The 20340-nt window shown below is 56.6% G+C and carries 23 protein-coding genes and 1 rRNA gene; 5 read left to right on the forward strand and 19 right to left on the reverse strand.

Annotated elements, in window-relative coordinates; translation table 11 throughout:
- Both ELR57_RS27330 and ELR57_RS27335 read right to left on the reverse strand, forming a co-directional pair.
- A 16S ribosomal RNA gene (locus tag ELR57_RS27330) occupies nt 1-193 on the reverse strand; the annotation flags it as partial.
- Between the two features lie 560 nt (nt 194-753).
- Nucleotides 754-1641: a nucleotidyltransferase-like protein gene (locus ELR57_RS27335; protein ID WP_126963019.1), complete on the reverse strand. Its 888-nt coding sequence runs from the start codon at nt 1639-1641 to the stop codon at nt 754-756.
- Between the two features lie 176 nt (nt 1642-1817).
- Here ELR57_RS27335 and ELR57_RS27340 point away from each other — a divergent pair, with 176 nt between their 5' ends.
- Together ELR57_RS27340 and ELR57_RS27345 are read left to right on the forward strand one after the other, a co-directional pair.
- Nucleotides 1818-2183, forward strand: a complete 366-nt coding sequence (locus ELR57_RS27340) for a DUF2614 family zinc ribbon-containing protein (protein ID WP_126963020.1) — start codon at nt 1818-1820, stop codon at nt 2181-2183.
- Nucleotides 2184-2507: 324 nt separating this feature from the next.
- Nucleotides 2508-3164, forward strand: coding sequence for a FusB/FusC family EF-G-binding protein (locus ELR57_RS27345; RefSeq protein ID WP_126963021.1), 657 nt, complete (start codon nt 2508-2510; stop codon nt 3162-3164).
- Nucleotides 3165-3237: 73 nt separating this feature from the next.
- On the opposite strand, the gene ELR57_RS27350 is transcribed toward ELR57_RS27345, so the two are convergent.
- The 8 genes from ELR57_RS27350 to gatC all read right to left on the reverse strand — a co-directional run bounded on the left by ELR57_RS27350 (nt 3238) and on the right by gatC (nt 10943).
- Complete coding sequence (locus ELR57_RS27350; protein WP_238162718.1) at nt 3238-4968, reverse strand: glycosyl hydrolase family 18 protein; 1731 nt, start codon at nt 4966-4968, stop codon at nt 3238-3240.
- A 156-nt stretch (nt 4969-5124) separates the two neighbouring features.
- Nucleotides 5125-5556 (reverse strand): Fur family transcriptional regulator, encoded by a 432-nt coding sequence (locus tag ELR57_RS27355; RefSeq protein WP_126963022.1) that lies wholly within the window; start codon nt 5554-5556, stop codon nt 5125-5127.
- Between the two features lie 118 nt (nt 5557-5674).
- The gene (locus ELR57_RS27360; protein WP_126963023.1) at nt 5675-6241 is read right to left on the reverse strand and encodes a TM2 domain-containing protein; all 567 of its coding nucleotides are present in this window, start codon (nt 6239-6241) and stop codon (nt 5675-5677) included.
- A 30-nt stretch (nt 6242-6271) separates the two neighbouring features.
- Complete coding sequence (locus ELR57_RS27365) at nt 6272-6970, reverse strand: MgtC/SapB family protein (protein WP_126963024.1); 699 nt, start codon at nt 6968-6970, stop codon at nt 6272-6274.
- 79 nt (nt 6971-7049) lie between these two features.
- A complete protein-coding gene (locus tag ELR57_RS27370; protein ID WP_126963025.1) occupies nt 7050-7520 on the reverse strand; it encodes a GNAT family N-acetyltransferase in 471 nt (156 codons plus the stop codon).
- 77 nt (nt 7521-7597) lie between these two features.
- The gene (gene gatB / locus ELR57_RS27375) at nt 7598-9040 is read right to left on the reverse strand and encodes an Asp-tRNA(Asn)/Glu-tRNA(Gln) amidotransferase subunit GatB (RefSeq protein WP_126963026.1); all 1443 of its coding nucleotides are present in this window, start codon (nt 9038-9040) and stop codon (nt 7598-7600) included.
- 91 nt (nt 9041-9131) lie between these two features.
- Nucleotides 9132-10583: an Asp-tRNA(Asn)/Glu-tRNA(Gln) amidotransferase subunit GatA gene (gatA, locus tag ELR57_RS27380; RefSeq protein ID WP_126963027.1), complete on the reverse strand. Its 1452-nt coding sequence runs from the start codon at nt 10581-10583 to the stop codon at nt 9132-9134.
- Nucleotides 10584-10655: 72 nt separating this feature from the next.
- Nucleotides 10656-10943 (reverse strand): Asp-tRNA(Asn)/Glu-tRNA(Gln) amidotransferase subunit GatC, encoded by a 288-nt coding sequence (gene gatC / locus ELR57_RS27385; RefSeq protein WP_126963028.1) that lies wholly within the window; start codon nt 10941-10943, stop codon nt 10656-10658.
- Between the two features lie 179 nt (nt 10944-11122).
- Here gatC and ELR57_RS27390 point away from each other — a divergent pair, with 179 nt between their 5' ends.
- The gene (locus tag ELR57_RS27390) at nt 11123-12214 is read left to right on the forward strand and encodes an EAL domain-containing protein (RefSeq protein ID WP_126963029.1); all 1092 of its coding nucleotides are present in this window, start codon (nt 11123-11125) and stop codon (nt 12212-12214) included.
- 70 nt (nt 12215-12284) lie between these two features.
- Here ELR57_RS27390 and ELR57_RS27395 read toward each other — a convergent pair whose 3' ends face one another.
- The 4 genes from ELR57_RS27395 to ELR57_RS27410 form a co-directional block, all read right to left on the reverse strand.
- Complete coding sequence (locus tag ELR57_RS27395; RefSeq protein WP_126963030.1) at nt 12285-12659, reverse strand: ATPase; 375 nt, start codon at nt 12657-12659, stop codon at nt 12285-12287.
- 136 nt (nt 12660-12795) lie between these two features.
- Complete coding sequence (locus tag ELR57_RS27400; protein ID WP_126963031.1) at nt 12796-13887, reverse strand: FAD-dependent monooxygenase; 1092 nt, start codon at nt 13885-13887, stop codon at nt 12796-12798.
- An 81-nt stretch (nt 13888-13968) separates the two neighbouring features.
- The gene (locus ELR57_RS27405) at nt 13969-14709 is read right to left on the reverse strand and encodes a GTP cyclohydrolase II (protein WP_126963032.1); all 741 of its coding nucleotides are present in this window, start codon (nt 14707-14709) and stop codon (nt 13969-13971) included.
- Nucleotides 14710-14976: 267 nt separating this feature from the next.
- A complete protein-coding gene (locus ELR57_RS27410; RefSeq protein ID WP_126963033.1) occupies nt 14977-16182 on the reverse strand; it encodes a M24 family metallopeptidase in 1206 nt (401 codons plus the stop codon).
- Nucleotides 16183-16431: 249 nt separating this feature from the next.
- Between ELR57_RS27410 and ELR57_RS27415 the strand changes: the two genes are divergently transcribed.
- Nucleotides 16432-17628 carry a P1 family peptidase gene (locus tag ELR57_RS27415; RefSeq protein ID WP_238162716.1) on the forward strand — a complete coding sequence of 399 codons (1197 nt, stop codon included), beginning with the start codon at nt 16432-16434 and terminating at the stop codon, nt 17626-17628.
- A gap of 28 nt (nt 17629-17656) precedes the next feature.
- On the opposite strand, the gene ELR57_RS27420 is transcribed toward ELR57_RS27415, so the two are convergent.
- The 4 genes from ELR57_RS27420 to ELR57_RS28510 all read right to left on the reverse strand — a co-directional run bounded on the left by ELR57_RS27420 (nt 17657) and on the right by ELR57_RS28510 (nt 18946).
- Nucleotides 17657-18139 (reverse strand): hypothetical protein, encoded by a 483-nt coding sequence (locus ELR57_RS27420; RefSeq protein ID WP_126963034.1) that lies wholly within the window; start codon nt 18137-18139, stop codon nt 17657-17659.
- 76 nt (nt 18140-18215) lie between these two features.
- A complete protein-coding gene (locus ELR57_RS27425) occupies nt 18216-18641 on the reverse strand; it encodes a hypothetical protein (protein ID WP_126963035.1) in 426 nt (141 codons plus the stop codon).
- Nucleotides 18638-18784 (reverse strand): hypothetical protein, encoded by a 147-nt coding sequence (locus tag ELR57_RS27990; protein WP_158630199.1) that lies wholly within the window; start codon nt 18782-18784, stop codon nt 18638-18640. Before ELR57_RS27990 ends, ELR57_RS27425 begins: the two co-directional genes overlap by 4 nt.
- Before the next feature lie 36 nt (nt 18785-18820).
- A complete protein-coding gene (locus ELR57_RS28510) occupies nt 18821-18946 on the reverse strand; it encodes a hypothetical protein (protein ID WP_255414990.1) in 126 nt (41 codons plus the stop codon).
- 470 nt (nt 18947-19416) lie between these two features.
- Between ELR57_RS28510 and ELR57_RS27430 the strand changes: the two genes are divergently transcribed.
- A complete protein-coding gene (locus ELR57_RS27430; RefSeq protein WP_126963036.1) occupies nt 19417-19650 on the forward strand; it encodes a helix-turn-helix domain-containing protein in 234 nt (77 codons plus the stop codon).
- Between the two features lie 343 nt (nt 19651-19993).
- On the opposite strand, the gene ELR57_RS28460 is transcribed toward ELR57_RS27430, so the two are convergent.
- Nucleotides 19994-20340, reverse strand: a 347-nt coding sequence (locus ELR57_RS28460; RefSeq protein ID WP_238162717.1) for a YhjD family protein, incomplete at its 5' end; no start/stop codon positions are given.

The raw sequence follows: 20340 nt of genomic DNA on the forward strand, positions 1-20340 counted from the left end.
AGTTCTGCGTATCCGGTCTTATCATTCGTTTCCGAATGTTATCCCGGTCTTATGGGCAGGTTGCCTACGTGTTACTCACCCGTCCGCCGCTAACCTTCTTGAGTAGCAAGCTACTCAAGAAGATCCGCTCGACTTGCATGTATTAGGCACGCCGCCAGCGTTCGTCCTGAGCCAGGATCAAACTCTCCATAAAGGTAAACCTTTTTGAAGAACCTTGAAGGCTCGTTCTGTACTGCTGGTTTGTCTCGCAGAACCGAAGTTCCGCTCGACGATTTATTTCCATTTACGCTCGATGTTCAGTTTTCAAGGAACAAGTTTTTGTTGCTTTTTTGTTTCTCTTTGTCGTTCGCTTTTCAGCGGCGACTTTTATAATGTATCACAGCTTACCACCCGAATGCAAGGACCAATTTCTTCCTCGTTCATTCTTTTTGTTTCAGCCGTTCGTCGCTCGCGCTTGCTCTTGCGGCGGCGAGAATTAATTTAACACAGATCCAATACGCTCGTCAACGCTATTATTAAAGAAGTAATTTTCAGTTTTCTCTAGGCCTCAGCCCCGTTCGGCCCCCTGGCTCACCGACTTCGCCGTCTTTGGATTGCGTTACTCGCTCAATCGATACAATCCCCGTTCCGTGCGCAAATATACGCCATCATCGCTTTTATGATTTTAAAGAGGATCATCCATCCGTCCTTCCGGTCACCCCGACACGAATAAGAGCCATCCCGCAGCCCGTTCGGCCGAGATAGCTCCATTCCTTAATCGGTATAAGCAACCCCATAGCGGATCTCCATCATTCCGAGCCCCGTCTCCCTAAGAGACTTTACTATCTCTCGCAGGTAACCCCTCATCACGAGCTTCTGCAGGACAATGGATAGGTCGAGCTGCAGGCCGTCCAGCTCCGGATGCTTCTGAAGCTCGGATACGCTCCAGGGCTCTTCCCGGCTCGAGATGATCCGCAGCAGCAGCGCGCAAGAGCTTCGCATTTTCGTCAACACCGAGAACTCGCAAGCTAACAGCACAAGCTGAATCCGCTGCTCCAACGTCTCGGCGCTCGTTGTAAGTTCTTCATATAACTTATAGATACCGGGATTCACGCGTCTCATCTGTACCCAGACGGTGAGCTCCGGATGCATCCCTTCTTCGATCAGGGAGATATCGGCCCAATGATGGAGAGCCGACAGCATGTTGCTGTAAGAATCGAGCAGTTGACCGTTCTTCAGGTCTTCTTTGGCTTGCAGGTAGGTCCTCGTGAATTTGGCGAATTCGCACAGGATTTTGCGTTCCTTCAGCTCGGCCGGCCAATCGGTCAGCCGTCTGCGAAGATCCTCCAGGTATCCGTTGCGATCGAACAGAACGTCGCCTTCGAGAATCCACTGGACGACTCCTTTGCGCTCCCCGCTGGTAATCCACTTCTCTACTCCGTCAAGAGTTACCCGATTCGCTTGAATACGAGTCTCTCCCCACATCCAATGCTCCACTTCGCGCTGCGGCGGCCTGTTATAAACAGCAATGACAAGACGGTCCATTCCATCGATCAATCCGCCGTACGAATAGGGATTGATGACGAGCAATAGACTCTCCAGGCCTTCTTCCCGGCCGAACAGGTCCATATAGAATAAACCGCTTGTATCCAGCCTGCCCACGAATGTCGCCTCCCCGCTTGCGGCAGCCCGCTCTCGCCATTTCAAGGAGAAAGTGGTCTGTACGCATTTTGTAGGATATAATGGAATTTGTGCGTGAGTTCCTAACTGAAGTATTCTACAGAGCCACTCCGGTTTCCTGCCGGATGACTAATATGATGACGGGGGCAATCTCGAAAATGAAATTCAGAGCCAGCAAGATATCGACCATGCGGACGTGGGGGCTGCTTCTCGTATTAGGCGGCATGGGCCTTATGGTGTTCGGCACAAGCGGAATTCTTCTGTTCGGACAAGTCGGCAAGATCATCGCGGGAATCTTCATGGTATTCGGTCTGCTGGCCTGCGCGGCGAGCATGATTATTTATTTCTGGGTGGGCATGCTGTCCACGAGCGCGCCGGTCATCGATTGTCCCGAGTGCGGGAAGAGAACGAAGATGCTGGGCAAAACGGATCGTTGCATGTACTGCCATACGATTCTGACCTGGGATCCGGCCATGGCGACGACGGGAGTACCGAGCGAAGAGCAAACGTTGTCTCATTCGTGAGAATCATACATACAGGCGCCGCGGCGCCCGGCCTGGAGCCGGGACGAAGCGGCGTTTGTTTTTGTCCCGCGGAATGGAAAGTTCCGGTGTTGCCGCGTTAAACGGCACTCTTATATAATGAATGCAAAGGAGGTCGGTACCGATGGCAAAATCGTTTGCCGGAGTTAGCAACGACTCGTGCAAAGCCTGTTAAGGAGGCGATACTTTGCATGGGGCGGACGTAAGAACCAACCGAATCGCCTATGATAACGGATATCGTTTCTAATAATGGGCTTTGCACCTCGAGGAGGAACCTAAAAAATCCGACAAAGGGGCTGTAAAGCGATGCAACAACCATTCATTAGAAACCATCAATTCAACTTGATCAAGAAGCAGATCCGCCTGCTTCAGCAAACCTGTCAAACGGTTTATGATCCTAAGATCGTCAAGTCCGTTCGGGAGAACGCGCAGCTGCGGATTGCGGAAGCTTTCCCGGAAGCCGCCGAGCTTCAAATCGGGATCCTGGAGCAATTTCTTCCCCATAACACGGAAGAACAATTCCAGGACTATCTCCGTTCGCTCGAGCCTTACCTGAACGAGTTCCCTAGAGCGACGGAAGCCCAGTTGAAGAAGCTGTTCCCGAAGATCAAGAAGCTGAAGCTCCCCGATCTGTCGGCCGTCGATTACCGACATGTCACTTATCTGGGCTGGACCGATATCGCGTCGAACAAGATGTTTCTCGTTTACCCGCTCAGCGGCACGCTCGCGGGAGTCGAAGGGAGATTCACGCCCGCGAACAAGAAGAGCACTTGCTTCCTGTGCAAGAAGCAAGCCGAAGTGGCCTTGTTCACCGCCGTCACCAAGTCCAAGCCGGCGAATGCTTCGCCGGACTACTACAAGGCGATCGGCAACTATCTCTGCCTAGACAGCGAGACCTGCAACAAGAACATGACGGAGCTCGAGACGCTGGAGAGGTTCATCGCCGATATCGTCGGCCGGTAAGAATGGGCGTGCCATATACGAACAGAAGGCGGCGCAGGGAATCTCCCTGCGCCGCCTTCTGATGTTACGGGCTTTATTGAAGCGCCTTATCGAGGGCCGCCCAGATATCCGAGGACTCGAAGCCTCTTCTCCAGCTTGCCGCTCCAGCCAGGCTGTATTTCTTGACGAGCTCCGCACGCTTCCGAATCGAACTGGCGTCTTCGATCCAGATTTTCTTGGTCGCTCCTTCTTCCTTGAACTCCACGTAGTTCTGTCCCGTTTCTTCCGACAGCTTGGGAGTGAGCTTCTTCTCGGCGAGAAGCTTGTTCACCGAATCCATGCTCATCGTCTTGGAGGTAACTTTCGTCTCTCCCGTACCGGAGACCGTCTCCGTCCAGATTCTCGTGTAGAACGGCATTCCGAGGATCAGCTTGCCGGCGGGCACCCCGTCTTCTTCCAGCAGCCTCGAGATGGATTGCTCCGTCCACGGGAGAGAAGCGACCGAGCCCGCTTCGGGACTGGAAGCCCAGTGCTCGTCATATGCCATCAGAATAAGGAAATCCGCCGCTTCCGCCAGCCGGCCCCGATCCAGGAACAGCGACCAGTATTCGCTGCCCGACTTGGGCGTGACATCGACGGACAGCACCAGGTTCTGCTCATGCAGCAGAGGCGCCAGCTCGCGGACGAATTGAACGAAGTTGTCCTTGTCCGATGTCTCCACGTTCTCGAAGTCCAGGTTGATTCCGTTCAGTTTAAACGCCTTCGCATAGGCAAGCAGCTGCTGGATCATCGACATTCTCGTGTCGTAATCGGCAAGCGCTTGAGTCGTTTTCACCGGTTCGAAATCGTTGCTGAACAACCCCCATACCTGAACCCCTTTGTTTCTGGCCCAGGTGGAATAGGAAGCGTCCGCCTTGCTGATGATCTGTCCCGTACCGTCTTTGAGAGCGAACCAGGTCGGACTGACGACGTTAACCCCGGTCAGCTCCCCGATCTTGCCCGTATCGGGATTCGCCGTATAGACAGGCTCCCAGGTCAAGTTGATCCGTTCATTCGTCAGATTCCAGGGGACGAACGGCTTCTCTTCCTCCGATGCCGAAGGGACGACCTTGCTCTCCCCAAGGGCAATTCCGGACTTCGGAGCGTATCCGATGAAGCCTTCTGCCGACTGGAGCTTGTACCAGCCCTCTTCTTCGCCCCATACGGTTACGTCCGCACCGGGCGCAAGATCTTCCACGATCGGATAGGACTTGTCCGGTCCGCTGCGGAGCTTCGCGCCCTTCTTGGAGCTTGCGGGCACTTCGCCTTGCTGAACCTTCTTATCGGGCATAAGCAAAGTAACGATTCCGGAGGTCTCGCCGACTTCCGCTTGGATACCGAACAACTCCTTAAGCGGAGCGAACGGCAGGTAAAGCTTGCCGTCTTCGTCCTTCGCCGCGAAGCTCAGCTTGAGCGGCTTACGGTTCATCGTCGCGTCGAGTTCCCCCGTCTTGAAGTGAAGCACCGCTTGGTTCGTCGTTAGAATAATGGATTGCGAGTCTTGCTCATATCGGACTCCGTCGCCAAGCAGCTTCCGGGCGATCTCAAGAGGAATGAGAAGTCCCTCTCCTTCTCCCTGCGCTCCCGTCTGGCTCCACTCCCCGTCCAGCATGATCGGATGCTCTATCGAGGCGTATTCAGGCGTCTCATGAGCGGTATTCGGCCGCTCGGACAGCCACCAGAACAAAGCGGCCGAAGCCAAGGCGGTAAGAATGAATATGCTTACGAAAATCGGGCCAAGCCGCTGTCTTCTTCTTCTCGGACGCTGCCGGCCGGTCATCATCATCGAGTTCAACCGCACACTCTCCTTGTCTCTTAATCTATAAAAGGTACGAATGGGAGACGGGTTAAGTTGCCAATCAATTAAAAACGCGCGAAGGCTTAAACCTCTCGCGCGTCTATTCGAAATGAATTTTATACAATCAAGTATCGGATAACCCTCTTAGGACTGCATCGAGGCGCAGGTCGGACACAAGCCGTAAATCTCCATCCGATGACCGTGCACGACGAAGCCGGTTCTCTGACGGGCGGCATCTTCCACTTCCCTAACGGGCTCGTGTTCGAAGTCGACCATGGCCCCGCAGCTCGTGCAGATCGCATGGTAGTGATCGGACAGATCCGCGTCGAAGCGGCTCGAGTTGTCCCCATATGTCAATTCCCTAACCAGACCGGCATCTACGAACAGCTTCAAGTTGTTGTAGACGGTTGCCACGCTCAAGCTCGGATATTGGGGGGACAGCGCCCGGTAAATGTCATCCGCCTTCGGATGAACGTGAGATTCCATCAGAAATTGCAGTATGGCATACCTCTGCGGCGTCATCCGGACCCCTCCGGATTTGAGCTGGTCCACGGCGTGAGTAACCCTGGAATCCATGCTCTTCACAGCCTTTCCTACTTGTTAGCTTAATTTTACGTGTTTATTTTCAGAATTGTCAATGGAAGAGAAGCCCTTGGTCCTCTATTCTTTGGCATGGATCGCCAGCTTATCCAAGCTAATCCTTCCTGCCGGACTGTCCTCGGCGTTCCCAGAGCCACAAGAGCGCGCCGATTCCGATCAGGATCACGGCCCCTGTCATCGCTCCGAACGAATGCGGCAGCTTGCGGCCCCAATCGGAATGGGAGGATTGCAGAAGCACGAAGCCTCCGACCAGCAGCACGACGATTCCAATCGCCGGAAGCTGGCTGTCCTCGCTCTTCGGAGGAGTGGCGTGTCCATTCCAATCCGGAGGCTGAGGAGGAAGGTAACCGCCCGCTCGCCTTGCGTTAACCCTCTCCGTGTTCTGAAGCACGCTGAACAGGTTGTAGAAGTAGAGAATCGGAACCATGAGGCTGAGAAGAACGATGATCAACACTCTGTTATCATATTCGTTATCCAAGCCGAAATAGACGATCGCGCAAATATTAAAGGCGAGCAGCAGCATGAAAAATACGCCCTTGGTCATCAATCCGAGATACATGTGGCCCGTTCCCGGAAAAAAGGCGGCCAGAAGCCCGGCTATCCATTTGCTTTTGCGCGGTCCCGGTTCAGGGGGAGCATGCCATTCGTCCGGATGATTCATTGCCATTGCCTCCCGTATAGGATGTTGCATTTATTCGACGGATACGGAGTTTACGCCAGCCAAGTGCCTCATCTCTTCCGCGATCGGGAGAGCCAGCTCCGTTCGGGGCAGCCTGACGCTCAATCTCACTCGAATGCTCGCGACGGAGTGAATCCCGTCCACGAGCTCGTCGAAGTGAATGCGCAGCAGCTTGGCTTCCCTCTGCCGCAGGATCGTCTCGATCTGCTCCGTCGGCATCATATCGGAATCGACGGACAGCGTAAACAGATGTTCCTTCACCTGGTTCACGAATCTTTTCTCCACGATATTGAGGCCCCAGAGCACGAGCAGCACGAGGAGTACAGACACCGCGGAGGGGAAGTAGAAGCCCGCTCCGACCGCCAAGCCGATCGCCATGACGACCCAGAGCGATGCGGCCGTCGTCAGGCCGGTTATCGCTTTGCCGGTGAACATGATGGTGCCGGCCCCCAAGAAGCCGATCCCGGTAATCGCTTGGGCGGCGAGCCGCGCCGGATCCCGATTCACGTTCGGTTGTCCGATAAAGTCCGTAAACCCGTAAATGGACAAGATCATGATCAAGCAGGAGCCTAAGCAGACGAGAATATGCGTCCGAAGGCCCGCCGCATGGTTCTTGCGTTCCCGCTCGAAGCCGATTAAACCGCCAAGCACGACGGACAGAATCAAGCGCAGAACGAGATGCCAATTATCGATTGCCCAGGGGTCATGCATCGGCTTTCAGCTCCAGTTTGAATTTTATCACACGGCACTTCCAGGCAACAATGGCTTCGCGGCGAGGAGAATGCCCGACTTAAGGCCGGGAGCCCGCCTCCAGCCTCATCAGAATCATCGTGATATCCGACCTTGGCTTCAAGGTCTCCCCCGCTCGGAATCCCGCTTTCTCATACAGGGCGATGGCAGGCTTATTGCGGACCTCCGCCGTTACCAGCCACCCTATATGGGAAGGATATGCTCCGAGGGCGTGATTCAGCAGCTTCGATCCGACTCCTTGGCGGAAACTGTCGGGGTGGACCATCAGCTTGCCGATCGTGTTGTCCTTCTCGCTCTCCTCGATCGCGATGGCACCGACGAGGCTGTCCGCTTCATCCCATGCGCCCCATACCGTATCTTCCGACGCTTGAATTCTCTCTACCGTATCATGAAGCGGAGGAAGGTCGGAGACGCCGATGATCTGGGCCTCTACCCGGTAAGCGGCATGCTGCAACCCCCACACTTCCTCCGCAATGTCCCTATCGCTTAAACGCAGAAGCTCGATTCTCATCTTCCCTCGTCCTCCCCCTCGCCTTCCGGCAAGCGGAAGCGGCACCCCTGTCGCAGGGCTGCCGCTTCGTCTGGTTGTTATGACTTCAAGCGATCCATCAGCATCTTGTTGACGAGCCCCGGATTCGCCTTGCCCTTGGTTTCTTTCATGATCTGGCCGACCAGGAAGCCGATCGCCTTGTCCTTGCCGCCGCGGAAGTCTTCCACGGACTGAGGATTCGCCGCGATCACGCTGTCGACGATGGCGAGAATCGCGCTCTCGTCGCTGATCTGCACGAGTCCTTGCTCTTCGACGATCGTCTGCGGCGCCTTGCCGGTCTCGATCATCGTCTTGAATACCGTCTTGGCAATCTTCGAGCTGATCGTGCCTTTCTCGATGAGGCCGATCATCTCGCCGAGCCCTTGCCCGGTCACCTTCACTTGGTCGATCTCAAGGCCGTTCGAGTTCAGGTAGCCGAGCAGATCGCCCATGATCCAGTTCGCGGAAGCTTTCGCGTCGCTCGTGTACTTCAGGCTCTCCTCGAAGAAGTCGGCGACCTTCATCGATGCCGTCAGTACGCCGGCATCGTAGGAGGTGAGCCCGTATTGCTCGGCATAGCGAGCCTGGCGGGCATCCGGCAGCTCCGGAATGGAGGCGCGAACCCGTTCGCGCCATTCCTCGTCGATGTGCAGGCGAACGAGGTCGGGATCCGGGAAGTAGCGATAGTCGTGCGCTTCTTCCTTGCCGCGCATGCTGAACGTCTTCGCTTGGGACTCGTCCCATCTTCTCGTCTCTTGAACGACTTCGCCGCCGCCGTCGAGAATCTCCGCTTGGCGGATCTGCTCGTATTCCAGGCCGCGCTGTACGCCGCGGAACGAGTTCATGTTCTTCAGCTCGGCGCGCGTGCCGAACTTCTCCTGTCCATGCGGACGAAGGCTGATGTTGGCGTCGCAGCGCATCGAGCCCTCTTCCATCTTGACGTCGGAGACGTCGCAATAGAGCATGATCGAGCGAAGCTTCTCGAGGTAAGCCTTCGCTTCCTCCGGAGAACGGATGTCCGGCTCGGAGACGATCTCGACGAGCGGAGTGCCGACCCGGTTAAAGTCGACCAGCGAGCCGAGCCCTCCGCCGATGTGGGTCAGCTTGCCGGCGTCCTCTTCCAGGTGAAGGCGCGTAATGCCGATTCTTTTCTTCGTGCCGTTCACTTCGATATCGATCCATCCGTTGCTGCCGATCGGCTGATCGTATTGCGAGATCTGGTAAGCCTTCGGGGAGTCCGGATAGAAGTAGTTCTTGCGGTCGAACTTGCACCACTCGGCGATCTCGCAATTGAGGGCCATGGCGGCCTTCATCGCGTATTCGACCGCTTGGCGGTTCAGCACCGGCAGAACGCCGGGATGTCCCAGGCAGACGGGACAGGTATGCGTATTCGGCGGGGCGCCGAAGGACGTCGAGCAGCCGCAGAAAATCTTGGATTTGGTGTGCAGCTCGACGTGGACCTCCAGTCCGACTACCGTTTCATATGGGGCCAGGATGGACATTTGTGCTCCTCCTCAATTCAGTTACAGGCGCGGTCAGTTACAAGCGCGGTCAATGACAAACGCGGTCGATTGCAAACGCGGTCCAGCCCGGTCAGAGCGCGGCGCGCAGTTTGTGGTGATCCGTGGCTGTCTCGTAAGCGTGCGCCGCTCTCAGCACGGTGGCTTCGTCGAACGGCTTGCCGATGATTTGCAGGCCGACAGGCAATCCGTCCGCCAGTCCGCATGGGACGCTGATGGCCGGAACGCCGGCCAAGCTGACCGGAATGGTGCATATATCGTTCAAATACATCGTCAGAGGATCGCCGACCTGGGCGCCGATCGGGAACGCCGGCGTCGGCGCGGTCGGTCCGATGATAATATCGTAATTCCGGAACGCTTGATCGAAGTCTTGCTTGATCAGCGTCCGGACTTGCTGAGCTTTCTTGTAATAAGCATCGTAATATCCGGAGCTCAGCGCGTACGTTCCGAGCATGATGCGGCGCTTCACCTCGGGGCCGAAGCCTTCGCTGCGGGAGCGACGGTACAGATCGATCAGGTTGTCCGGATTCGCCGCTCTCACTCCATACCGCACCCCGTCGAAACGAGCCAGGTTGGAGGAAGCTTCCGAGGAAGCGAGCAAATAATAAGCCGCGATCGCGTATTCCGTATGCGGAAGGGAGACTTCCTCCCAGACGGCTCCGAGCTCTTCGAACTTCTTGAGCGCTTCGAGCACGCGGCTCTTCACTTGCGGATCGATGCCTTCGCCGAGATACTCCTTGGGAACGCCGATCCGAAGACCCTTGACGTCGCCCGTCAGATGCGACAGATAGTCCGGGATCTCGACGTTAGCGGAGGTCGAGTCGCGATGGTCATGGCCGGCGATGGCTTGCAGGACGACCGCCGAATCTTCGACGTTCTTCGTGATCGGACCGATCTGGTCGAGCGAAGAGGCGAAGGCAACGAGTCCGTATCGGGACACGAGCCCGTAGGTAGGCTTCAATCCGACTACGCCGCAATAAGCGGCCGGCTGGCGGATCGAGCCGCCGGTGTCCGAACCCAGGGAATAATAAACCTGTCCGGCAGCCACGGCCGCGGCCGAGCCCCCGCTCGAACCGCCGGGCACGCGAGTCAGGTCCCACGGATTACGGGTAACCTTGAAGGACGAATTCTCGTTCGAACCGCCCATCGCGAATTCATCCATGTTCAACTTGCCGATAATCACGGAATCGGCTTCCCGCAGCTTGGAGACGACCGTCGCGTCGTAGATCGGGTTGTAGTTGGACAGGAATTGGCTGGCGCAAGTCGTCCGAAGACCTTCCGTAACCATGTTGTCCTTGATGCCGACAGGAAGGCCATGCAGAATTCCGCGTTCGGCGGAAGCACTCTCGTCAAGCGCGCGCGCCTGCTTACGGGCCTCTTCCTCGTTCAGCGCAAGGAAAGCTCCGATGCGCTCGTCGGTGTCGCTGATCCGCTTCAGCGAAGCGTCAACCAGCTCGGACACCGAAAGGTCTTTATGTTGAAGACGGTTATGTACTTCGGATAACCGCAGATCGAACAACGACAAAATAATTCCTCCCTATATGCCTAATGCCTTAAGGCCTCTTCTTGCCTTGCTAGTCGGGCGAGACCCAAGAATCTATTCGATAACGGCCGGCACCTTGATCTGGCCGTCTTCTTCGTCCGGCGCGTTCAGCAGCACCTTCTCGATCGGCAGAGACTCGGCGACCTTGTCCTCGCGCATGACGTTAAACATCGGACGAACGTGGCTCGTCGGCTCGATGCCCTCCGTGTTCAGCTCGTTCAGCTTCTCCGCATATTTCAATATCGCGTTCAATTGGCCGGTGAATTGCTCCTTCTCGGCGTCCGTGAGCTCGAGACGGGCCAGATTCGCAACGTGTTCTACGTCCTTGACCGTAATGCTCATGCTTAGAATTTCCTCCCCGCGTTCGTGTGTCCAATCATTCTCATTATTATATCGAACAAGCGGATTTAACTCAATGATAGCCATAATTGAAGCGATAAGAGGCAGGTTCCTCCCGAGCGGTTCATAAAGGAGAGGCTTGGGGAATAATACAGGTATTCACTAGGGAAGGGTGCTTCGCCATGCCTCGATACCACGTTCGCAACCGCCGGCTTCCGCTTCGCGACCAAGGACTTCTGGAGCTCGCTTCCGACGACTTCGGAACCCAAGCCCTCCTGGGCGAGCTTGTCGGCGAACCCACGAATCCCGGGGATCGCCCGGTCTGGACCGTCCCTTTCGCTCAGCCGAATGCGTTCCTAGCCCTGATCAACAGCCTTCAGCACAGAGCGACCGAACGGGACCGCCAAGCCCTGCGCTGCCGAATTGCCTATGAGGACGAGACGGGAATAGACCCGTCCCCTTACCCGGAGGACTCCTCTTCGGAGGCGGCCGAGAACGACGGCTGGCTTCCGATCGGCTTCCTGTTCGCGGGCGTCGGACGTGACCGCCTGGCCGATCTTATCCTGAACAGAAGATTCACCAGCCATATGCAGCCGATCGTGCGAACGGACGGAACTCCCGTCGGCTACGAGTTCCTGCTCCGCCCGCTCCCCGAGCAGTCTCCGTTCCGTCCGGCCGAGCTGTTCGACGCGGCAAGGGAGTCCGGGCTTCACTCCTTCCTGGATCGGGAAGCCCGGCAATCGGCCATCCGATTGGCCTCGAACCATCTGCCGGCGGGGATCAAGAAGTTCATCAACTTTCTCCCTTCTTCGCTTTACCGCCCTTCCTCTTGCCTGGAGGACACCTTCCGGTCCATTAAGGATTACGGCATGAGGCCCGAGGATTTCGTCTTCGAGGTCGTCGAGACGGAACGGTTGGACAACCGGCGCCATCTTCTCGATGTGTTCGAAGCTTACCGCAAGGAGGGAGTCCGCCTGGCCATGGATGACGTCGGAGAGCAATTCGCCACTCTCGATGCCATGGAAGCGCTGCGTCCCGACTACGTGAAGCTGGACCGCAAGTGGGTGACCGACTGCCACCGGGATCCGGGGAAAATGCGCCATATCGACGAGGTGCAGAACCGGGCCGCCCGCTTCCATGGCGTCTTATTGGCCGAAGGAGTCGAGAATGAGGGAGAATGGCGGTATCTGAGCCGGGCCGGTATCCCCTTGCTTCAGGGCTACTACTTCGGCCGGCCTTCTCCCGTCCCGCTGCCCGCCGCCGTTAGAAGCTGAAGCCGGAGCTCCTCCGAAATCGCAAAACACCCGGCAGCTCGCCTGGCGGCGTTCTACCGGGTGTTCCCGTTTAGATCCATGCCTTCAAATTCACTTGCCGAATGAAGTCTTCGCGGGATTGCACTTCCTTCTCGCTCTCCTGCGGCACTTCTTTGTCCCCGTTCATGATTCGGCGGAACAGCTCTTCGTTGCGAGTAGCCAGGGCGTAATCGATCAGCGCTTCGCGCTCGATCCGGTCCGCTTCCAGGCTTAATAGAGTCTCTTCCAGCTCGACATCCTCCGCGGATACGTAGAATTGCCGATTCACTTGCGGAACGCGAACGATATATTCAAAGACGCTGTCCGTATTGCGATCATAGGCGATGATATAGCCGTATTCTCCGACGGGAAGATTCTGTTCGTAGCGGTCGCCGACAACGATAATTTTGTCTCCCAGCTTTAGCATCGTGGTTCCCCCTCCCCCATGGTTGCGGATTTGCTTCTATCCTTCTGGTTTTGCTTCTATCCTACTAAAGATAAGGAATAGAATGCAAATCTTAACGTTGATAGAGACGAGAGAGAATGCACGAGGAACCGCGAGCTCATCGGAAGCGGCTGGCGTACGCGGCTTCCTTCTCTTGCTGAAGCCGATGGAACCGATCGATCTCTTCCCTTCTCTCCCGTTCGAACGGCAGCAGCTTAGCGGCTTCTACCGGCTCGCTCAGATCGAGGCGCAGCAGCAGCTCGGCCAGGACGTCCGCGTCCTTGAGCGCGGAATTGATCCCGAACGCGCCGGTCGGGCTCATCGTATGGGCGGCGTCCCCCATGATGACGACGCCGTCCTGCACCCAAGTCTCGCTGTAGCTGCTATAAACCTTAAGCAGGATGAAGTCCGACCAAGACTTGATCGAAGCCCGCACGGTCTCCTCCAGGTCGGGATATTCGTCGATGAATTTTTCGAGGAACGGCTCGATGGGGCCTTTTCTCAAAGCGGGATAAGTATCCTCGGGGATGTTCCATCCGATCTGAATGAATCCCCCCGCTTGGGTAAACAGGGAGATCGGCTGATCCCCGGCAAGCGCGTTGCGAATCACCGGCTCCCAGCCCTCGGGTTGAGGCACCTTCGCCCATAGCAGATCGAATCCGTGCTTCTTGATGCGAGCCGGGATGCCCGCGAGCTTGCGAATGACCGAGTACCGGCCGTCCGCTCCGACGACGACCGAGCACTTGATCGTCAGCTCGGCACCGGCGCGCGATGCCTTAAGGCCGACGGTTCTGCCCTCCGAATCACGCAGCAATTCCTTCGCCGTCGTATTCATCAGCAATCGGAAGGAAGGAAGCCGCTTCGCCTCGCGAAGGATCGCTCCGAGCAAATTTCCCTGAGGGACGTGAATGCTCATGTGAGTCTCACCCGCTTCCTCATCCGGGAACAGGACCTCCATCGCACGCCCGTCCTTCCAATACTCTACCTTTGCCATAGGCAGCAGCCCTTCCGCGACGACCTTGTCGAACAGGCCGTGCCGAACGAGGATCTCTTCCCCGTCCGCCGTCAAGTGCTCTCCCCTGAATTCCTTCTCGATGCGCGCATGCCTCTCGACAAGCGCGACGGATACGTTCCGTTTAGCCAGCAGATAGCCGAGCAAGGCTCCTCCGGGACCTCCTCCAACGATACAGACGTCCGTCTGAACAAGCATGCCGACTCCCCCCGCCTCTCTGTTGTTATTCTTGGATGCTGCGATTGCTGCCGCCGGCCCGCCGGGCTGGGGCTGGCCCCGTTAGGCCATCGCTCTCGTCTCTTGAGGCATATGGCCGGACTTCTTCACCTTGGTGGCCAGATAGAACCGGTTATAGTCCGAGATATCTCCCCACAGCGGGATATGGCCTTCCGCGGCAAGGCCGCTCTTCTGCAGGGAAGCGAGCTTGCGCGGGTTGTTCGTGATCAGCGTTACCGGACGGGCGCGAAGCGTCTCCAGCACGCGGATCGGCTGCTCGTAGGAACGGCTGTCGTCTTCGAAGCCGAGCGCCTCGTTCGCTTCGACCGTATCCAGTCCTTCTTGCTGCAGAAGGTACGCCAGAGACTTGGAGAACAAGCCGATGCCGCGGCCTTCGTGATGGGCCAGATAGAACAGGGCGCCGCTGCCGTTCTCGACGATCATGCGCAGCGATTGGCGAAGCTGGTAGCCGCAGTCGCAGCGCTTGCTGCCGAAGATATCCCCGGTATGGCAGATGCTGTGCATCCGTACCAGCGCCTCCGGAGAGTGCTCGAAGTCTCCGTACACGAGCACGGAAGATTGCTGAAGCTCGGCCAGATTCATCGTTTTGAGCGATTCCAGGAGCGTCTCGGGGGTCGCTTCATCTTTCAGTTCAAGCCAGGTATACCATTTGAATTCCGCGACGCGATCCTCCATCTGAATCGGAAGCTTAACGGGACCAACCAGGCAGAGATTACGAAGACCGGCATGCTGGATTAAGGTCATTTTGTCCAATAGGATGCGTTTAATATCGGTAGAAATCATGCTTTTATCACCTGCAATCGTTGGTCTAAGAAGACATCGGGCCGCTTGATCGGATCTGTTGCTTGCAAGCGGCAGTATCGCTATGTTCCGGATGACGACATATTATACTTACATAATGTAAGTTAGTGTACATTCATTATGAGCTAATGTCAAGCGGAGTTAGCTAAAATCCGAGTAAAATACTGAGGTTATATTTACATTTTCATACGCAACGGCCCCGTTCCAATAGGAAATAACCCAGTCCTGCGGTTAGACCAGGTCATCTCGTCAAGCTTCGCATGCGTAGAGCTTCTCGGGACTTGCCGTAAGCGTCTCGAAGCCGTCCTGCGTAATGAGATACGTATTCTCTATGCCCACGACTCCGATTCCGGGAAAAGTAAACTTGGGTTCGATCGCAAGCACCATGCCGGGTTCGAGAGGCTCGACGAAGCCTCTGGCCAGAACCGGCCATTCGTCGATCTCCAAGCCTATGCCATGCCCCAGGAACTTCACCTGATCGGAGCCGAACCCCATGAAGTGGTCCGCCAGCCCGTTCGCCTTGGCTTCCTCCAGCGCCGATAGGTACAGTTGTTCCGGAATGGCGCCGGGACGAAGCCGCTTCTCGGTGCTGCGAATTATCGAAGCGGATACCTCGTACGCCTTCCGCAGCGATTCGGAGAGCTCTCCGATAACCGCCGTTCGAGTCTGATCGATCGTATAGCCGTCTATGCAGCAGCCGATATCCAGCAGGATCGGCTCCCCTCTTCGAATCGGCCAGTTCGACGAGCTCTGAGGGGCCGCCGCCCCCAGTCCTCTGCCTCCCGCCGGTCCGTCGAAGTAGGTCGGAACGGCAGCCGCTTCGCCCGCGGCGACGACTCCGGTCATGATTTCTTGATTGTATCCCCGCATGCGCATGAGCCCGATATGGCCTTGCCTGCGCATGGAATTCTCGATCGCCGCCATGAGCTCCAGCTCCGTCATGCCTTCCCGAAGCTGCTTCAAGCCATCCGCCAAGGCGGCGGAAGCAATGCCCGCGGCGCGGCGAATGGCCGCCGTCTCTTCTTTGGACTTCACGCTTCGGGTCTTGCGCATAATGGCGGAAGCATCCGCCCATCGCGCTTGCGGGGCCGCTTCCTGAAGCCGCAAATACAGCTGCGCGGGCATGACGTCGAGATCGGCTCCGATCCGCGGCGGCTCTCCTGCGCCGAACAGCTCCGGGTAATCCGCGGCAAGCGTGGCGCCGAATTGCCGGAAGCCGCCCAGCCCGACCGTTCTCACGCCGGCTTCCCCGAGAGCCCGGACCAAGCTTTTCCTGACATAGTATGTGGATTCTCCGCTTTGCGGAATGAATAAATAGCCGCTTTGCATCGAACCCGTCCAATAATACAGGCCCACGTTCTGGGACACCAAGCAGCCGTCCAGCCGCTCCCGCTTCATATAAACTTGAAGGCGGGCCTGACGGTTCGCCAGTTCATCGCGTTGCTTCTCGTCCATCTCTTCCACTCCTCCGCGCAAGGCGCTGTCCCTTGATTAGAGCAGAGTCGGGAGCGGAAAGTCAAATCCGGATAGGCGGATCGGTATAAGGAGGCGTCGATCAAGGGGGAGGGATCGGGTTCGTTCCGAATAGAGGCGGGCGCCCTGTGCAGGCGCACAGGTATGGATGTCCCGCCCCTCATACTGATGAGGGAGAAGGCATGATATCCGACTCGCCTTGCGAATCGGACATCGATAAGGAGGACTGACATGGGCATCCGGGACCAAGCGCGCATCCGCCGGAAGATCTCTTTGCTTCGAAAGACTCGCGCGGCCAAGCTCGCTTCGCGGATTCGAAGGAAGAGACTCGTCGTGCGAACGATGAAGAAATCGCGGTTTCAAAAAGGAAAGTGCGCGGCCATCCGGCCGGTCGGAAAAGGCCGCCCCCGGCATAAACGATTTCGGAACGACCCGCTGATTCGAAATCAACCGATCGGTCCGAGCGCCGACGCCCTTATCGACGGGGCTGGCGGTTCCCTCGGCGGCATCACCGATATTCCCGGCATTCTGGTCGGGCATGCGCAGGACGAGAGCGGCCGAACCGGCTGCACTGTGATTCTCGCACCTCAAGGCGCGGTTCCCGGCGTGGACGTAAGAGGGGGTTTCCCGGGCACGCAGCAAACCGACGCCGTTCATCCCGGAACCGCGACGGAGCTCGTGCAGGCCGTTCTGCTGACGGGAGGAAGCAACTTCGGGCTTGCGGCCGCGGCGGGAGTGATGAATTGGCTCGCCGAACACGGCTTCGGTGCGCAGACCCAGGGCGGCATTCTTCCGACGGTACCGGCCGCCGTCATCTTCGACCTGATCTATGCCGAAGGCTCGCGCAGGCCCGATGCCGCGATGGGCTATGCCGCCAGCCAGTCGGCAACGGCAGGACCGGTGGCGGAAGGAAGCGTCGGCGCCGGTGCCGGCGCGACCGTCGGGAAAATCTACGGCTCGCCGATGAAAGGCGGCGTCGGTACGGCGGCGTGGCAGATCCCCGGCGGACCGCGGGTAGCGGCCATCGCCGTCGTCAACGCGGTCGGCGACATTTGGAATCAAGACCGCATCGTTGCAGGGTCGCTTGGGCCGAACGGCGCGTTCGTCAATCAAACCAGGGCTATCTTGGAGGGAGTGCCTCCTTCGGCAGGACGCCCTCGCAACACCACCATCGCGGTAGTCGCGACGACGGCCAAGCTGACCAAAGCGGAAGCCAGCCGGGTCGCAACCCTCGCCCATGACGGCATGGCGAGAGCGATCTCCCCCGTGCACACGCAGCTAGACGGAGATACGATCTTCTGTCTTGCCACAGGGACCGATACCAGCGGCCTGACGGGGGACAACGCCGTAACCGCGGTGGGAACCGTCGCGGCCGTCGTCTTGGAACGCGCGATCGTACGCGGCGTGGAAGCCGCGCAGCCGAAGTAAGCTTCGGCCGTCCCCCGACGTCTGCGTGCTAATACACCAGCTCCGCGGAGCCTTTGAGCTCCCATTCGATCGGCGGGATCGCCGCGAAGATTCGCGGATAGACGATCTTGACGATGAGAACGACGCCAGGCCTGCGGAAGATCGTCTCGTAATCGTATTCCTCATTCCGATAGACGTAGGGGAAGGACGCCGTCTCATCGACGATCTCCAGAGCTTGAACCTCTACCCGTTCCCGCAGGTATCCGTCCGCGCGCGGAGCAAAGTCCGGCTCCAGCCTCAGGTTCTCCTGAAGATACCGAGCAGCCGCGGCTTGCGCCTCCTCGCGGTCGATGGCGAGTACGCCGAGCTCCAGCTTGTCCTCGTCCAGTTGCTGCGCGGCGGCATGCGCAGCCCGGTCGACAGCCCTCTTGCCTTCGTGAACGACCGACAAGGCCAGCTCTTCATCCACCTGCACGGCGTGAAGCATCCACCATAACGAGAGCATGAGAACGACAAATACAAGCTTATGCATGATAACCCCCAAGGCATAATATCAATACGCTTCGATCTCAGCCAAGACCGCTCGCCTTCCACCGATCAAAGGCTGTTCACGGCACGTATTCGCTCATCTTCATCCCGCCCGCAGAGAGGTAAGGCTCCGTCGCGCTCGGCTCCAGGCCGATCAGCCGGTCGATGTTGAGCAGGCCGTCGTAGGGATAACGAATGGTCAGCTTGATTCCCTCGCCCCGGACCAGCGGCTGCTCGGCATTGTCCGCCTCGGCTCCGGAAGTCGAAGCGACCGAATATTGCAGCCGGGCAGGCTCGAAGCCGCTCTCGGCGAGCCTGCTCTTCGACTCCTCGATCAGCCCCGCATCGATGTAGCCGAAGCGGCCGCTCGCTCCGACCTCAAGCAGATAATCGGCCTCCTGCTGCAGAAGGGCTTGCCGAAGAACCAGAACATGCTTGTAGACCGGCGAGAACATGAGCCAGCAGAACAGGCTTGAGAACAACAGGAAGATCAGGAGCTGCTTCATGGGCTAATCCGCGAGATTCCGTCCGCCATCCGGGTCGCGGAGTCGCGCAGCTTCGACTCCGCGCCGTCCGATCCCCCGTTAAATCCGAGGTAAACGCCGACTACCGCCACGATCAAGAGGACCGTCATCAAGATCTGCCGCACTCTTCGTCGCCTCCTTCTATTAAGTCATTCCGTTCTTTAATTCCCGAGATTGCCGAGTTTCGTATTCGCCGCATCTCCTTGCGTCGTGATCCGCGCGCTGGTCCCGGTGTTGTCTTTAGCGATAATGTTGGTGAACAGCACCGCGACTACGATTAACATCATAATGGGCACTATCTGTAACATTGATTACGTTGAGTAATTGATGTCACCTGATCCCAGTAATAACAAGGCATATACGGGTTTTCGATGTGTAAGACATTAAACACGGACTCCCTTTGAAAGTTGGTAGTCCGTGGACAAAAAGTGGTCAATGGGAGGTTTTTATGGGCTGGTCGGATGCTATGTAGATAATGCGGCTTCACTATTTCTCGCGGATGGTTGGTCAGCGTAAAACCTAACAACCCTTCCTATTACATCTACAGTTAGAGATTCGTGATAGTAATCTAAGTGCCTGTCTGGTTCGCAGACTACAATTTGACCGAGGCTCACCTCTGTAGCGATATCTACAATCAAGCGATCACCAGCCGATATACGGCCAATCGAATTAAGAGCATCCAAGATAATCAACATGCATCTGTCCCACCTTTGATGTTATAATTGACAAAGTAAAAATACATTGATGGAGCTTACTAATGAACATCTCCCGCGGGAGGTGTTTACTTGGTGACCTGATCAAGGCTAGAGGTTGGACGCAAACTTACTACGCTGAGCGATCAGGTCGATCCCAAAGAATGATTTCGCACTTCTGTTCAGGCGACCGCATTATGCAGCCCGAAGATATATACATCGCCGAAGAAATATTAGAATGCGACTTCAGAGACTTATATGAGGGATTTAAAACAAAACCAAGTGAACGGCGGAAGTAATTCCGCGCCTCCTCTGCGGTTTTTAGAACAAAAAGTTCTAAAACTGGATGTACTACAATTTCCCTATATACATGTTACTTTGATTTTGGTAACCTAAATCCGGTTCGATATTAACGGACGATTTTTCCGCTGCAACGGATACAGTCCACCACAATGCCGTCGGCTCTCTGCTACGGCTTTTTCTTTTGTCCATTCCCATCACCTTCCTTTCTGGTTGTTATGTTAAACCTTACATGGTTTTAAGAAATCTTACTATAGTGGTTATTGTCGCATGATGTCGAAATTAGTGTAAAAAATAATCGCTAGTCAAATCGCTCTCGATATGGCTCCCGTGCTACTTTGATCAAATTTTTACCTCCAAATTGGATCGCGGCAAGAATGCCTCCTGGATGTACTTGCCTAGCCTCACGCCTATCTCCGACTTAGCCAGGTCATGGGTAACGAAGAAATTCCCGTCGTATCCCCGACAGTTGTAATTGATGTATAGCGCGAAATCGGTGTTGTCTCCGTCCCATGTTTTAATCCTTCTGGCCCGCAGCTCCTTACGTACACCAATGTGATCCTGAAGCACCCGATCTATCACGAGCTCGATAGAACGTTTATAGAGCGTCTTTAGCGTGTCGGATGACCATTCCATTTCCTTTAGCTTCTTGTCGAGCATCTGAAGGATCAACGGAAGCAGGATAGCTT

This window comes from Cohnella sp. AR92, assembly GCF_003990975.1.
Classification (GTDB): Bacteria; Bacillota; Bacilli; order Paenibacillales; family Paenibacillaceae; genus Cohnella.

Coding starts and splice junctions, on each gene's coding strand:
- ELR57_RS27340 (WP_126963020.1), top strand. CDS start 1,818: ATGAAATTCAGAGCCAGCAAGATATCGACCATGCGGACGTGGGGGCTG.
- ELR57_RS27345 (WP_126963021.1), top strand. CDS start 2,508: ATGCAACAACCATTCATTAGAAACCATCAATTCAACTTGATCAAGAAG.
- ELR57_RS27350 (WP_238162718.1), bottom strand. CDS start 4,968: ATGATGATGACCGGCCGGCAGCGTCCGAGAAGAAGAAGACAGCGGCTT.
- ELR57_RS27355 (WP_126963022.1), bottom strand. CDS start 5,556: ATGGATTCCAGGGTTACTCACGCCGTGGACCAGCTCAAATCCGGAGGG.
- ELR57_RS27360 (WP_126963023.1), bottom strand. CDS start 6,241: ATGAATCATCCGGACGAATGGCATGCTCCCCCTGAACCGGGACCGCGC.
- ELR57_RS27365 (WP_126963024.1), bottom strand. CDS start 6,970: ATGCATGACCCCTGGGCAATCGATAATTGGCATCTCGTTCTGCGCTTG.
- ELR57_RS27370 (WP_126963025.1), bottom strand. CDS start 7,520: ATGAGAATCGAGCTTCTGCGTTTAAGCGATAGGGACATTGCGGAGGAA.
- gatB (WP_126963026.1), bottom strand. CDS start 9,040: ATGTCCATCCTGGCCCCATATGAAACGGTAGTCGGACTGGAGGTCCAC.
- gatC (WP_126963028.1), bottom strand. CDS start 10,943: ATGAGCATTACGGTCAAGGACGTAGAACACGTTGCGAATCTGGCCCGT.
- ELR57_RS27390 (WP_126963029.1), top strand. CDS start 11,123: ATGCCTCGATACCACGTTCGCAACCGCCGGCTTCCGCTTCGCGACCAA.
- ELR57_RS27395 (WP_126963030.1), bottom strand. CDS start 12,659: ATGCTAAAGCTGGGAGACAAAATTATCGTTGTCGGCGACCGCTACGAA.
- ELR57_RS27400 (WP_126963031.1), bottom strand. CDS start 13,887: ATGCTTGTTCAGACGGACGTCTGTATCGTTGGAGGAGGTCCCGGAGGA.
- ELR57_RS27405 (WP_126963032.1), bottom strand. CDS start 14,709: ATGATTTCTACCGATATTAAACGCATCCTATTGGACAAAATGACCTTA.
- ELR57_RS27410 (WP_126963033.1), bottom strand. CDS start 16,182: ATGGACGAGAAGCAACGCGATGAACTGGCGAACCGTCAGGCCCGCCTT.
- ELR57_RS27415 (WP_238162716.1), top strand. CDS start 16,432: ATGGGCATCCGGGACCAAGCGCGCATCCGCCGGAAGATCTCTTTGCTT.
- ELR57_RS27420 (WP_126963034.1), bottom strand. CDS start 18,139: ATGCATAAGCTTGTATTTGTCGTTCTCATGCTCTCGTTATGGTGGATG.
- ELR57_RS27425 (WP_126963035.1), bottom strand. CDS start 18,641: ATGAAGCAGCTCCTGATCTTCCTGTTGTTCTCAAGCCTGTTCTGCTGG.
- ELR57_RS28510 (WP_255414990.1), bottom strand. CDS start 18,946: ATGATGTTAATCGTAGTCGCGGTGCTGTTCACCAACATTATCGCTAAA.
- ELR57_RS27430 (WP_126963036.1), top strand. CDS start 19,417: ATGAACATCTCCCGCGGGAGGTGTTTACTTGGTGACCTGATCAAGGCT.